Below are 13112 nucleotides of genomic sequence, written 5' to 3' on the forward strand. Positions count from 1 at the left end.
CGCGATACCTGTAGGACGCGTACCCGCCCAGGAGTACGCAAATTGAATGAACGGCGACGGAAAAATCAGGCCAGCCAATAGCGGGTCAGGTTACGCGCGGGGTCAGTGTATCGACTGCGGGCGTGGATCATGCGCCAGTTGTCCCAGATCAACATGCAGCCATCAGGAATCAACACCGGAGTGTTGTGCTCGATGAAATAGGCCTCCCCCAACACCGCGAACCGCGCCAGCGGCGAGGAGCTGTTCGCCACCAGCGACTGCTGCAGATCCTCCCTGGAAGGATTGACGTCGCCGTAGTGAAACTGGTTGTAGCTGAAGCGGAAGATGTCACCGTCTGCAGTCGGCGTCAGAATGTATTCCCTGACCCGACGTTGCGCGGCTTCCCCGGGCTTGGCCGTGGCGACAAACTCCACTGGCGTATCCACGAGCCACTGGTGCAAATGCGGCTCGGTTTGTTCCAGCATCGCCAGGAACTGGTAGCCATCGACCAGGCCGGTATGGCCGCCGCCACAGGTCGCCTGTTGATGGCAATGCAGTGCCAGGTAGCGTGGCGGCGGGCCATACACCGGCGCCTCGGTGTGCGGGCCGATGCCGTTCATGCTCTGTGAATACGGCAAGTCTTCATAGCCCGGCTTGCGCGTGATCGCGAACGCCATCTGGCCGTTGAACTGCGGGATGATCGGACCGAACTCCTGCAGTGTGCCGACCACGTCGTCGGCAAATTCCTCGGCAGTCAGCACGGTCCAGCCGCGTGCCGACAGCTCTTCGTGGCGGTGCCCCAGTGAAAAATCAGCTTTGAACGCAATCCCTTGATCAGACATGGCGAGATTCCTGGCAGTTATCCGGCGTTGACGGTTGAGGTGTAGGCGGCGATGAATTCGCGACAGGCGCTGGCCGGTCGGTAGCGCTGGTCGTCGATGCTGCGCACGGGGGTGATTTCGGCGGCGGTGCCTGTGAGAAAACACTCATCGAAATCGCCGAGCTCAGTAGGAAGAATCGTGCGCTCGACCACCTGATAATCCAGCGCCCCAGCCAGCTCGATAACGGTCTGGCGGGTGATGCCGTTGAGGAAACAATCGGGCAGCGGCGTGTGCAGCGTCCGGTCTTTGACGAAGAACACATTGGCGCTGGTGGCCTCCGCAACGTGGCCGCGCCAGTCGAGCATCAGCGCATCGTGATAGCCATTGTTTTCCGCATCGTGCTTGCTGAGTGTGGCGATCTGGTAATGCCCGGACGCCTTGGCCTCGAATGGGCTGCTGCTGGGTGGCGGCCGGCGCCATTCGGCGGTCTTCAAGCGAATGCCTTCCATGTGCCCCGCCGGGTCGAAGTAGCTCGGCCACTGCCAGCAGGCGATTGCCACGTGCACTCGATTGAAGCGGGCCGAGGTCGAGATCATTTCGCTGCCGCGCCATGCCACCGGCCGCAAATAACCGTCGACCACGTTATTGCGCAGCAGCAGTTCATGGCTGGCCGCTTCCAATTCGGCCAGCTCATAGGGCAGCTCGAAGTCCATCAACTGCGCCGAGCGATACAGGCGCTCGCTGTGTTCGCGCAGTTTAAAGATCTTGCCGTTGTAGACTCGCTCGCCTTCGTACACGGTGCTCGCGTAGTGCAAACCATGGGTCAACACATGCAGGCGCGCCTCGGACCACTCGACAAACTCGCCGTCGAGCCAGATAAAGCCTTCTCGCTGATCAAACGGAATGCCACTCATATCCCTATCTCCTGATGAATCGTCCTACGCCGTTTCGAGCAGGACCGGTATCAATTCGGGCCCTGTTAGCGGCTCGGTCTGAAAAAAGAAGCGCCGCTCACCGAAGGCCGGACGCAGGTCATCGAACCAGGTGGCGAGGGGATCGAAGCTCGCATGAAAGGTGCGCAGCACCCATTGCGGATCCCGGGCCTGAAGGAACTGCAGCACGAAGACTTTTTCCCCGGCCACAGTCTCGATGCCATTGATCAGCACCTTGCCGTAGAAGGTGCTCATTGAGGGACCGCGCACCGTACGGGCCAACCCGGACACGCTGCGATAGGCTGCCTGGAAGATCTCGAAAGCCCGGGCCAGCGGCATCGCGAAATAATGACGAGGGCCGGTGTCGCGCTCGACGAACATGTAATAAGGCACCGCGCCAAGTCGCACGCCTTCGGTCCAGAGTTCCACCCAATCGGCGGGGTTTTCGTTGATGTGGCGGATCACTGGCGCCTGCATGCGCAACACTGCGCCGGTGGAGCGAATGCGTTCTACAGCCTGGCGGGCGATGGCCTGGCGCAGCTCTACCGGGTGGTTGTAATGCCCCATCACCGAGAGGTGTTTGCCCGCCGCAACGATCCGTCGGAACAGCTCCAGCAACTCGGGGGCATCCTTGTCGCTGACAAACCTCTGCGGCCAGTACGCAACCGACTTGGTACCGATGCGGATGTTCTTGAGGTGCGGCAACTCCAGCAACGGCTCGATGTAACCGGCCAGCGAGCGAGTGTTCATGATCATCGGATCGCCGCCGGTGATCAGCACGTCAGTGACCTCGGTATGTACGCGCAAGTAGTTCACCAGCTCCTGGGACTCGCGGGCATTGAACTTGAGCTCCTCTTCACCGATGAACTGCGCCCAGCGAAAACAGAACGTGCAGTACGCGTGACAGGTCTGGCCTGCCCCGGGAAAAAACAGCACGGTTTCACGGTACTTGTGCTGGATGCCCGGCAGTATTTTGCCGTCGAGGCTGGCGCCGTTATGAGTCAACTGGCCGGCCGGATGGGGGTTCATGCGCAGCCAGATCGCCTCGATCCGGCGCTTGATGGCGGCGGCATCATCCTGCTCGATCAGGTGCTTGAGCGACGAATATTCCTCCGGCAACAGCATGTCCTTATGAGGAAAGGTCATGCGGAAAATCGGATCGTCGGGAATGTTGTCCCAGTCGATCAATGTTCCCAGAACGTATTCGTTGGTACGAAACGGCATCACCCGCGACACCACATTCATGGCTTCCTGCAAGCCGGGCGTGAGCCTGTGCCAGTACGGCGTCTCGCGGATGGTCCGGGCATTGTAAGGTTTGTATTTGTGCAGCTCCGACATTCCCTGCATGGCAGCGCTCCCGATGAATTCCTGGCGAATTACTGGACGACCGGCGCTACACGCTCGATGTCCATCCACCCCCGCACGCTGTCGCGATCCCATTGCCGGCGAACATAGGCGGCCAGTCGCGCGGGCACATGATCGCCATTGGCAAGCAGGCGGTTGAGCATGATTGCCAGGTCGGTATCGGCGATGCTCCAGTCTCCGAACAGGTGATCGGCGCCGCCCTTGAGCAGGCGGTCGGCGACAAAAAACAAACGATCCACGGCCACCAGGGCCTCGTCGGACAAAGGCATTTCTTTTTTGCCGAAGTAGATCAGATCCGCCGGACGCTCCCGGCGAATGATCAACAGGTCACTGCGTAACCAGGCCTGGAGCTGGCGGGCCCGGGCGCGCAGCCGGATGTCGGTGGGCAACAGCTTGCGGGTTTCAGTTGCGATATCGTCCAGATATTCGGCAATGGCCGAGGACTCTGAAAGAGCGAAGTCCTGGTGAACCAGAGTGGGTATCTTGCAAGTCATCGACAGGTTTTGATAATCCGCCTGATAGTTCTCTCGGGCTTTTAAATCAATTGTCACAAGGTCAAACGGAAGTTGTTTTTCTTTCAACGCGACAAATGCCGACATGGCAAATGCGCTGACAAAATCCGCCCCCACGTACAACTTTAACTGTGAACTTTCCATAGATCGCTCCCTTGCTCAAAGACTATTAATCCGTCGCACTGGAATCGATCGTAGATAGTTGCCCGCAGGCTGAACAGATACAGAAATTATCTGTTTATACGGATACAGAGACGCATAGATTGGAGGAGCAGAAATAAAAAAAGGGAGTCGGCTAATGCGGACTCTCGGAAGGACAGCAACAAGAGAATGACTGGCGGCGCGGACTCAGGTAACAGCGTTCTCCATACTGGAAAGCAACGCCAATTGCGGCATGTTGCTCATGTTGAGCATGGCCATCGGCTCGCTGGCGCTGGTGTTGACGAAGCCATGCCGGGTCCAGGCGGGCACCAGCAATACGTCGCCAGCACTGGCGCGCACCGCTTCGCCTTCACCCATTGTCAGCAAGCCGCTGCCGGCCTGTATGACAAACAGATGCCACCAGCCGTGAGCGTGCCCATTCAACACAGCCCCAGGTTTCAACCATTGCATGGACACCGCCACTCCCGGTGTCAATTTGCAGCCTTCGAGGCTGTTGTCGTGGGCCAGTGCGACTATATCAACTTCGCTGGCCGCGAGACTTTCGCGCATTGCTGCAAGTTCATCATGAGTCCAAACTCGCGCACTCAGCGGCGGCTGATTTAAACTCTGGCGAAACTCGTCATATGAAAAAAACGCACCTTGAACATTATTCATCCGCGAATTCCAACTTATACATCGACGTCATTCACCGAACCATAGGTCAACCCATCAACACTGTAAAGCCGACAACCGACACTCATAATGCCGAAGGCCGCAACGCTGCGATCATGTCCACTTCCACCGCCGCATTTTTTGGCAACTGATAAACACCGACCGTGGTTCTCGTATGTTTCCCAGCATCCCCCAGCACATGGCTGAAAACATCCGATGCACCATTGGCCACTTCACTCAGGTCGACAAAGTCGGCAGTGGATTTCACATAAACCGTGACCCGCACCAGCGACTTGATCTTATCCAGCGAACCGATGGCATCGACTATCAACGCCAGCCCGCGCATGGCACTGATGCTGGCGGCTGCCTGGGCATCACTCAGGCTGAGCTCCAGGCCAACCCGGCCTGGGTATTGGATCTTGCCGTTCATGCGCGGCACCATGCCGCTGATGTACAGCTCATCATGGTGCCGTACCAACGGCGCGTAGTGGCCGCCAGCGGTGTTCTCGCCGTAGATGTCGTAACCCAGCTCCTTGGCGAGGATGAGGAAGCGCTCATCGCAGGTAGTGTGTTCAAACATGGGGATATAACCTCTCAATCAATTCGAATTCATCCCACCGCTCTAGCGGGGGGCGCCAGGCAGGCGACTTCCATGCGGGCCTCGACCGCTTCGGCCAGACGCAACAAGTCACTGGCAAGTTGTTCGTAGTCTTTGTTGAACAAAACGATGTGGCCGATAAACGAGGTGTTGTCCTTGACCAGCGCCGTCACCGAGTCGCCGATGCGTCGCTCATACACGGCCTCCACCAACTCGATATCGAGCATCCGCGCTACTACCGCTATATCGGGCAGGTCACGCAACAGGCCACCGGCGGGTGCCCTGAGCAGGCGAATGCCGCAGTAACCCCGGGCGACCGGATCCTGGTGCTCGCACTGCCCCTCGACTGCCCACCTGACCCAGCGTTCCCAAGGGTCGAAGTCGACAAAGGCAATCCGCGCCAGGTCCCAGATGTGCATGCCGCCAGGGCGCATATTGGTTTCCACTGCCGAGGTCAGGTCGCCCCCGCGCAGGAAGATTTCGTTGTGGTAGGCACCGTTTTCCAGTGAGACCAGCCCCGCCATGTGCCGACCGGCCGCTGACAGCCGAGCCTGGGTATCAGTTGGCAGAGGCGCCGGCACCACTTGCTGGATCTCGGCCCGGAAGGCGCCTTCGGTGGTGGTTTTCTCGGTCACCCAGGTGCTGCCGGCGACGTAGTCCCAGCTGTATTCCCGAGCATCACGAATCAATTCTTCCAACACGATGCCGCCGCTGCGATAAGGCTTGAGTGCCTGCCACGCCTCGTCGCATTCGGACGGGTGATGAATCACCCGGCAGCCTCGGCTTGCACCTTCGCAAGCCGGCTTGATGAATGCCCTGCCACCCAGTTCGACAACCCGCTGGCGCAGCTCGGCCAGGCTCTCGACACGGGTCGAAAAGACCGGTCGGTAATCTTCGGGTGCGCTACTTGTGGTGGCTTCGAGCTTGCGGAAGATCTGCTTGTCCAGTCCCGCCCGCGCTTCGCCCGGAGTAATTCCCGGCAGGCCGTAATGAGTGGCCAGGGCCGCGCCGAGCAACACGCCGCGATCGGAAAACGGCAGCACGCCGATCAGTTTCCAGCGGTCGACTGCCAGGCAGCCAACCACCAGTTCCAGGGAATCGGTCACATCCTCGGGCGCCAGTGAGGCGCTGCAAACGTGGTCCGCTACCTGGTCGTCATCGGGCGCAATACGCTCGACCACCAGCATCAGCCTCGCGTTGTAGAGCGTCTTGCAGAGGTCGCGCAGCTTCTGGATATCGTGAACCCGGTTGCCGTTGTACCCGACCACTACTACGCATGACGTCGTCTTCATGAAACCTCCGACCTGTGAAGCAAAAAAACGCTACCGCGATGGCGCATCCCTGCGGGCTCAATCATGTAGAGAAGTGATGGAATTGCGGTTGAGCCAATACCACGCCAGGATCCCGCCCGCGCCTATGGCGGCCAGCAGCAATGCGTTATAGGGCGCCGGGACAACCCGCATGATCAGTACCGTGAGCCCGGCGCCGACGCCCAGGGACACTTCCTTGACGAACATGTTGTTCTGCTTGACCGAGAAGTAATCGAGGTAGCTGAAGGCGCATTCGGCGATGGACAGCAAGGCCACCCAGATCAGCGCACCGAGCAGGGTTTCCACATGAAATGCCGCCGGCGACGAGAGCACCGCGAAGCCTGCGACGATGATCCCGATGACCGCGAGCACTTTGAAGCGTCCGGTGCGTTCGATGAGTTTCATCACCGGCACCTGGGCAAACACCACCACGGCGCTGTTGAGGATCAGCATCAGGCCGTACCAGGCGGGCAACTCGCCGGTTTCGAGCAGGATCGCTTGTGGAAGAATCGAAAACACGCCGAACAGCTTGATGCCCATGATGATGCCGGCGATCGCCCACGGCAGTTTGTTGCGCCAGCCGCTGCCGTCCCGCGTGGCCGCACTGGCTACGGGCGCCTGGGTGGTGAAGGTCGCTCCCATGGCAATCGGCAGGCACAGCAGGACAAAGCTGGCGGCGCCGAGAAAGAACATGGTTGGGGTCAGGAGCGGCGACAGCAGGATCAACCCGGCCAGCAGGCTGCCCATGTTCATCGCCACCCGGTTGTAGGCTGCGCCCTCCTTGGTCTGGGCCGCCTCGCTCTTGATCAGGTACCCGGCGATCGCGATGCCATAGGCAAACAGCGCCGCAGCAAACATCACCATGCCCTGGTTGCTGGTGACCGCCAGCAGCACCAACCCAAGGGCGGCGCAGAGCAAGGTGACGCTCAGCGAACGACGGCCGAGTACCAGCAACGTCAAGGGCAGCAGCAATAACAACGCCCGATAACCCAGGGCCAGAATACTGTTGGTGGCGGTGTCGAGCCAGACGTTGGCCTTGCCCAGCACGGCAAACAGCGACACGGCGGTAATGATCCGGATCGTGAACAGACGGATGTTGGTCACCGGTTTGGCGATGGCTACCGTTGTCTCGACACTCATGCAACACCTCTGGAACCAAGTGATTGTGCGAGCGAAAAACGCTGACAATCAGGAAAGACTGTAAGGTGATGGTAGAGAGAGACACTTGTCTTGATCAGAGCAAGTTCGTATAGAATCGAACGAAGTTTACTGCCGGAGAGACCAGTAAAATGCAGGTTCAGCGCGCAGTCATCGCCGCCATCGAGTTCCAGCCCGGCGTACCGCTGGTGCAGCAGATCGTCGATCAGCTGTCGGTGGCGATCAACCAGGGCGGCCTGCCCCATGGCTCCCGCCTGCCGCCGATTCGCGAGCTATCGGACCTGATGAATGTGGGCAAGTCGACCGTGGTCGATGCCCTGGATCGCTTGCGGGCCAAGGGCCTGGTGGTTTCCCGCCAGGGTTCGGGGCATTTCGTGCACCGCTCCAGCGCTACGCCCAAGCCCGATGCCGGCCCGGACCTGCTACCCCAGGACACGCTCAGCGTAGTCCGCCGCGCAGTGCTGCAGGACAACGGCGCACTGCGCCCTGGCGCGGGCTTTTTACCGTCTTCGTGGCTTCCGGCGGATGAATTGCTCAAGGCCGTGCGCGGAACCTTGCGCGCCGCATCCCTGCGCATGGGCGAGTACGGCGTGGCTGCCGGCTATCCGCCATTGCGCGAGGCGTTGCGAGTCAAGCTGGCAGCCATCGGCATCGAGGTGCCGGTGGAACAGATCGTCACCACGGCCAATACCGTGCAGGCCATCGACATGCTGATGCGCCTGCTGATCAAACCCGGCGACACGGTGCTGCTGGATGATCCGTGCTACTTCACCATGCACACCAATCTGGCCTTGCATGGGGCCAAGGTAGTCACCATCCACCGGGGTGTCGACGGCATGGACCTGGAAGCTTTCGAGCAAACAGTGATTGCCCACCGGCCCGTGCTCTACATGACCAACAACAGCCTGCACAACCCCACCGGACACTCGTTCTCGCCAGCCCAGGTTTATCGCCTGCTGGAGCTGAGCCACCGTTATGGTTTCCACATCGTCGAAGACGATCTGTATTGCGACCTGCAACAACGCAGCACCCCTCGCCTGGCAGCGGGTGGGCTGGAAAACGTCAGCTACGTGTCCGGCTTCTCCAAGACCCTGACGGCCAACAGTCGCGTCAGCTACGCGGTGCTCGCGCCGCAACTGGCAGCGCGAATGATCGGACTCAAGATGGCCGCTGGCGGCATGACCTCGGAGCTGGCCGAGCAGATCATCTGCACCATGCTCAGCGATGGCAGCTACGCCAAACACACCCGCCGCACCGTGGACCGGCTCTACGAGTCGAGCAGCCGGGTGACCGGCTGGCTGCAAGAGGCTGGCTGCTCGGTGTCATCGTTGCCGCACGAAGGGCTGTTCATCTGGACCCGATTGCCCGACGGGTACCACGCCGAAACCCTGGCCCGCAAAGGCCTGGAAATCGACCTGGTCCTGGCCCCGGGCACCCTGCTGAGCAAGGCCCCGGATGCCAGCCAATATTTACGCTTCAACGTTGCCCATAGCGATAACAGCCAGGTGCGGGAGCGGTTCTTTCGATTGCTGGATACAGTGCAGAAATAGCTGACCACCGCCCTCCCGGTAGGAGCTGCCGCAGGCTGCGATCTTCTGGTTTCCGCGATTTCTCTTCACCCCAAAAAGATCAAAAGATCGCAGCCTACGGCAGCTCCTACAGGGGATCGGCAATAAAAAACCCCGCACATCTCTCGAAGGCGGGGTTTTTCCTACAGCATCCGACGCTTAAGGCGCGTACGTCAGCAACAGCTCGGAGGGCACTTTGAAGTCCAGGGACATCATCACGCTCAACGCCGTAATGGTGAAGATCGAGAACACGAACAGCTTGCGTGCCCAGACCGTGTCATCCACTGCCTTGTAGCCGGTCCAGGCCATATACAACCAGTACATGCCCATGGCCGCGGCGACGGCGAGGTAGCTCATGCCGGCGTAGCCACTGAAGGTCAGCATCAAGGTCGCCACGAGGAACGCCAGGATGTAGAGCAGGATGTGCTTCTTCGCCACTTTGATCCCGCGCTTCACTGGCAGCACCGGAATCGACGCAGCCAGGTAATCGTTGAAGCGGAAGATCGCGATGGCATAGGAATGCGGCATCTGCCACAGGCTGAACATCACCAGCAGCGTCAGCGCGGCCATGTCGAAGCTGTTGCTCACGGCTACGTAGCCGATCACCGGAGGCATGGCGCCCGACAGACTGCCCACCAGCGTGCCGTGAACCGACTTGCGCTTGAGGTACAGGCTGTAGAAACCGACGTAGATGACAAAGCCGATCACCGCAAACAGCGCAGCGAGCGGGTTGGCCACCTTGTACAACAAGGCAACGCCGGCGACACCCAGGACAGTCGCGTAGATCAGTGCCAGTTTCAGGGAGATCAAGCCCTGCACCAGCACCCGATTCTTGGTGCGTTCCATCTTCAGGTCGATGTCGCGGTCGATGCAGTTGTTGAACACGCAACCGGAAGCGACAACCAGGGACGTGCCGATCATGGCGGCCAGGAAGATGGCCAGATCGACATGCCCTTTCGAGGCCAGGAAAAATCCGCCTGCCACTGAAAGCACGTTACCGAAAATGATCCCCGGTTTGGTGATTTGGATAAAGTGCTTCAAGGACATCCGGATTTACCTCAGTGCGCCATCATGTTGGTGTGGATGCTGAACATGATCCACAACGACAGGCCAACCAGCAGGACGATCACGATCGCAGCGAACACAAACGCAATGACGTTGTTACGCTGGGCGGCCGAGCGGTCCAGGTGGAGGAAGTACACCAGGTGCACCAGCACCTGGACGACTGCGAAGATCAGTACGATCCACAGGGTCATGGCTTTCGGCAGCGACGGGTACATCACCAGGCCGAATGGAATGACGGTCAGGATCACCGACAGAATGAAACCGATAGCGTAGGACTTGACGCTGCCGTGGCCGGCGTCGTGGCTATCGTGGGAATGAGCGTTAGCCATTTACATAGTCCCCATCAGATAAACAACGGTGAATACGCAGATCCACACCACGTCCAGGAAGTGCCAGAACAGGCTCAGGCAGCTCAGACGAGTCTTGTTGGTCGCCGTCAGGCCGTTTTTCTGCACCTGGTACATCATGATCGCCATCCAGATCAGACCGCTGGTCACGTGCAGACCGTGGGTGCCGACCAGGGTGAAGAACCCGGACAGGAAGCCGCTGCGGCTAGGGCCGTAGCCTTCGGAAATCAACAGGTGGAACTCGTTGATCTCCATGGCGATAAAGCCGGCGCCCAGCAGGAAGGTCATGGCCAGCCAGCCCAGGACCTGAGTCTTCTTGCCCTTGAACAACGCCAGCATGGCGAAGCCGTAGGTGATCGAGCTGAACAGCAGCAGAGCGGTTTCGCCCAGTACGTACGGCAGCTCGAAAATGTCGGCGCCCGATGGGCCACCGGCTACGTTGTTAACCAGTACCGCGTACACCGCGAAGATCGACGCAAACAGGATGCAGTCGGTCATCAGGTAGAGCCAGAAACCGAATACGGTCATCTCGCCCGAGTCGTGGTGATGGTCATCGTGCCCATGTCCATCGACATGGGTGTGTCCAGCATTGGTCACTAAGTTCGACATGGTTTAAGCCTGTTCCAACGAGGTTTCAACACGGGTGGCGTTGGCTGGGATTTTCCCGGCCGCTACCAGACGTTTGTGCTGCTCGGCTTCGATGCGCTCGATGACATCCACCGGCACCATGTAGCCCTGATCGTCACGGGCGGCATGGATAGTGAAGTACACCACGGTGCCAACCAGACCAACGATTGCCAGCCACCAGATGTGCCAGATCATCGCGAAACCGAACACGGTCAACAGAGCACCCATGACCACACCGGTAGCGGTGTTGTTTGGCATGTGGATCGGCTCGTACTTGGCCGGAGCCTGGTACGCGGTGCCGTTTTCCTTGGCTTCGGTGAACGGGTCGATGGTTTCTGCTTTCGGCAGGACCGCGAAGTTGTAGAACGGAGGTGGCGACGAGGTCGACCATTCCAGGGTATGGGCATTCCACGGGTCACCGTGTTCGCACATGTTTTCCGGCTTGTTGCGGTCACGCACACTGACGTACAGCTGGATCAGCTGGCAGGCGATGCCGACAGCGATCATCACCGCACCGAACATGGCGACGTACAGGTACGGCACCCACTCAGGGTTGGTGGTGGCGTTCAGACGACGGGTCATGCCCATGAAGCCCAGTACGTAGAGCGGCATGAATGCGACGAAGAAGCCGGTGATCCAGAACCAGAACGCGGCCTTGCCCCAACCTTCGTGCAGCTTGAAGCCGAACGCTTTCGGGAAGTAGAACGCGAAGCCTGCGATGTAGCCAAATACCGCGCCGCCGATGATCACGTTGTGGAAGTGAGCGATCACGAACAGGCTGTTGTGCAGGACGAAGTCAGCACCCGGGATGGCCAGCAGTACGCCGGTCATGCCGCCGATAGCGAAGGTCACCATGAAGCCCAGGGTCCACAGAACCTGGCTGGTGAAACGCAGACGGCCTTGGTAGATGGTGAACAGCCAGTTGAATAGCTTCACCCCCGTCGGGATCGAGATCAGCATCGTCGCCAGGCCGAAGAAGGCGTTGACGCTCGCCCCCGAACCCATGGTGAAGAAGTGGTGCAGCCAGACCATGAAGCCCAGGATCGAGATCGCGCCCGATGCGTAGACCATCGAGTGGTGACCGAACAGACGCTTGCCGGTGAAGGTCGAGATGACTTCGGAGAAGATCCCGAACGCCGGCAGAATCAGGATGTAAACCTCGGGGTGACCCCAGGCCCAGAACAGGTTGACGTACATCATCGGATTGCCACCAAGTTCATTGGTGAAAATGTGGAAATCCATGTAACGGTCAAGCGTCAGCAGTGCCAGGGTAGCGGTCAGGATCGGGAACGAAGCCACGATCAGGACGTTGGCCCAGGTGCAGGTCCAGGTGAAGATCGGCATGTCCATCAGCTTCATGCCCGGGGTACGCATTTTCAGCACGGTGGCCAGGAAGTTGACCCCCGTTAGCGTCGTACCTAACCCGGATAGCTGTAGCGCCCAGATGTAGTAGTCCATCCCTACGCCAGGACTGTATTGCAGGCCCGACAGCGGTGGATAGGCAACCCAGCCGGTCTTGGCGAATTCGCCGACGCCCAGGGACAGGTTGATCAGCACTACGCCGGATACCAGCAGCCAGAAGCTCAGGGAGTTCAGGAACGGGTAGGCAACGTCACGCGCGCCGATCTGCAGCGGCACTGCAAGGTTCATCAGGCCGGTGAAGAATGGCATCGCCATGAAGATGATCATGATCACACCGTGAGCGGTGAAGATCTGGTCATAGTGTTCAGGTGGCAGGTAGCCAGGTGAACCCTCGGTGGCCATGGCCAGCTGGGTACGCATCATGATGGCGTCGGCAAAACCGCGCAGCAGCATGACCATGGCGACGATGATGTACATCACGCCGATTTTCTTGTGGTCGACCGAGGTCAACCACTCGGTCCACAAGTAGGTCCACTTCTTGAAGTAGGTGATTGCAGCGAACAGCGCCAGACCACCGAGCGCGATCATGGCGATGGTAATCATCACGATCGGTTCGTGGAACGGGACCGCTTCCCAACTTAATTTACCAAACATC

At 59.4% G+C, this 13112-nt stretch carries 13 protein-coding genes; 1 reads left to right on the forward strand and 12 read right to left on the reverse strand.

Annotation, left to right across the window (positions count from 1 at the left end; genetic code table 11):
- Positions 1-65 precede the first annotated feature (65 nt).
- The 8 genes from ORL50_RS04550 to ORL50_RS04585 all read right to left on the reverse strand — a co-directional run bounded on the left by ORL50_RS04550 (position 66) and on the right by ORL50_RS04585 (position 7470).
- Positions 66-821, reverse strand: coding sequence for a TauD/TfdA family dioxygenase (locus tag ORL50_RS04550; RefSeq protein ID WP_266010439.1), 756 nt, complete (start codon positions 819-821; stop codon positions 66-68).
- A 17-nt stretch (positions 822-838) separates the two neighbouring features.
- On the reverse strand, positions 839-1714 hold the full coding sequence (locus tag ORL50_RS04555; RefSeq protein ID WP_266010441.1) for a branched-chain amino acid aminotransferase: 876 nt from the start codon (positions 1712-1714) through the stop codon (positions 839-841).
- Between the two features lie 24 nt (positions 1715-1738).
- Positions 1739-3079, reverse strand: a complete 1341-nt coding sequence (locus ORL50_RS04560) for a KamA family radical SAM protein (protein WP_266010443.1) — start codon at positions 3077-3079, stop codon at positions 1739-1741.
- 29 nt (positions 3080-3108) lie between these two features.
- Positions 3109-3753 carry a glutathione transferase gene (yfcF, locus tag ORL50_RS04565; protein WP_266010445.1) on the reverse strand — a complete coding sequence of 215 codons (645 nt, stop codon included), beginning with the start codon at positions 3751-3753 and terminating at the stop codon, positions 3109-3111.
- A 204-nt stretch (positions 3754-3957) separates the two neighbouring features.
- Positions 3958-4425 (reverse strand): cupin domain-containing protein, encoded by a 468-nt coding sequence (locus ORL50_RS04570; protein WP_266010447.1) that lies wholly within the window; start codon positions 4423-4425, stop codon positions 3958-3960.
- Positions 4426-4507: 82 nt separating this feature from the next.
- Positions 4508-5002 carry a RidA family protein gene (locus tag ORL50_RS04575; protein ID WP_266010449.1) on the reverse strand — a complete coding sequence of 165 codons (495 nt, stop codon included), beginning with the start codon at positions 5000-5002 and terminating at the stop codon, positions 4508-4510.
- A gap of 29 nt (positions 5003-5031) precedes the next feature.
- Positions 5032-6312 carry an ATP-grasp domain-containing protein gene (locus ORL50_RS04580; protein ID WP_266010451.1) on the reverse strand — a complete coding sequence of 427 codons (1281 nt, stop codon included), beginning with the start codon at positions 6310-6312 and terminating at the stop codon, positions 5032-5034.
- A 57-nt stretch (positions 6313-6369) separates the two neighbouring features.
- A complete protein-coding gene (locus ORL50_RS04585) occupies positions 6370-7470 on the reverse strand; it encodes an MFS transporter (protein ID WP_266010453.1) in 1101 nt (366 codons plus the stop codon).
- A gap of 149 nt (positions 7471-7619) precedes the next feature.
- Between ORL50_RS04585 and ORL50_RS04590 the strand changes: the two genes are divergently transcribed.
- Positions 7620-9038, forward strand: coding sequence for an aminotransferase-like domain-containing protein (locus tag ORL50_RS04590; protein WP_266010455.1), 1419 nt, complete (start codon positions 7620-7622; stop codon positions 9036-9038).
- A gap of 177 nt (positions 9039-9215) precedes the next feature.
- Here ORL50_RS04590 and cyoE read toward each other — a convergent pair whose 3' ends face one another.
- The 4 genes from cyoE to cyoB are packed head-to-tail and all read right to left on the reverse strand — an operon-like array spanning position 9216 to position 13111.
- Positions 9216-10103 carry a heme o synthase gene (cyoE, locus tag ORL50_RS04595; RefSeq protein WP_266010458.1) on the reverse strand — a complete coding sequence of 296 codons (888 nt, stop codon included), beginning with the start codon at positions 10101-10103 and terminating at the stop codon, positions 9216-9218.
- Between the two features lie 11 nt (positions 10104-10114).
- The gene (gene cyoD, locus ORL50_RS04600; protein WP_247290809.1) at positions 10115-10450 is read right to left on the reverse strand and encodes a cytochrome o ubiquinol oxidase subunit IV; all 336 of its coding nucleotides are present in this window, start codon (positions 10448-10450) and stop codon (positions 10115-10117) included.
- Complete coding sequence (locus tag ORL50_RS04605) at positions 10451-11077, reverse strand: cytochrome o ubiquinol oxidase subunit III (RefSeq protein WP_045062707.1); 627 nt, start codon at positions 11075-11077, stop codon at positions 10451-10453.
- A gap of 3 nt (positions 11078-11080) precedes the next feature.
- Positions 11081-13111, reverse strand: coding sequence for a cytochrome o ubiquinol oxidase subunit I (gene cyoB / locus ORL50_RS04610; protein ID WP_266010468.1), 2031 nt, complete (start codon positions 13109-13111; stop codon positions 11081-11083).
- Position 13112: the final 1 nt, after the last annotated feature.

The sequence above is a fragment of the Pseudomonas sp. RIT-562 genome, assembly GCF_026241895.1.
Lineage (GTDB): Bacteria > Pseudomonadota > Gammaproteobacteria > Pseudomonadales > Pseudomonadaceae > Aquipseudomonas > Aquipseudomonas mandelii_F.

Bases quoted from the DNA above. Each gene is read 5' to 3' on its own strand.
- ORL50_RS04550 (WP_266010439.1), bottom strand. From the start codon at position 821: ATGTCTGATCAAGGGATTGCGTTCAAAGCTGATTTTTCACTGGGGCAC.
- yfcF (WP_266010445.1), bottom strand. From the start codon at position 3,753: ATGGAAAGTTCACAGTTAAAGTTGTACGTGGGGGCGGATTTTGTCAGC.
- ORL50_RS04555 (WP_266010441.1), bottom strand. From the start codon at position 1,714: ATGAGTGGCATTCCGTTTGATCAGCGAGAAGGCTTTATCTGGCTCGAC.
- cyoE (WP_266010458.1), bottom strand. From the start codon at position 10,103: ATGTCCTTGAAGCACTTTATCCAAATCACCAAACCGGGGATCATTTTC.
- cyoD (WP_247290809.1), bottom strand. From the start codon at position 10,450: ATGGCTAACGCTCATTCCCACGATAGCCACGACGCCGGCCACGGCAGC.
- ORL50_RS04590 (WP_266010455.1), top strand. From the start codon at position 7,620: ATGCAGGTTCAGCGCGCAGTCATCGCCGCCATCGAGTTCCAGCCCGGC.
- cyoB (WP_266010468.1), bottom strand. From the start codon at position 13,111: ATGTTTGGTAAATTAAGTTGGGAAGCGGTCCCGTTCCACGAACCGATC.
- ORL50_RS04580 (WP_266010451.1), bottom strand. From the start codon at position 6,312: ATGAAGACGACGTCATGCGTAGTAGTGGTCGGGTACAACGGCAACCGG.
- ORL50_RS04605 (WP_045062707.1), bottom strand. From the start codon at position 11,077: ATGTCGAACTTAGTGACCAATGCTGGACACACCCATGTCGATGGACAT.
- ORL50_RS04570 (WP_266010447.1), bottom strand. From the start codon at position 4,425: ATGAATAATGTTCAAGGTGCGTTTTTTTCATATGACGAGTTTCGCCAG.
- ORL50_RS04575 (WP_266010449.1), bottom strand. From the start codon at position 5,002: ATGTTTGAACACACTACCTGCGATGAGCGCTTCCTCATCCTCGCCAAG.
- ORL50_RS04585 (WP_266010453.1), bottom strand. From the start codon at position 7,470: ATGAGTGTCGAGACAACGGTAGCCATCGCCAAACCGGTGACCAACATC.
- ORL50_RS04560 (WP_266010443.1), bottom strand. From the start codon at position 3,079: ATGCAGGGAATGTCGGAGCTGCACAAATACAAACCTTACAATGCCCGG.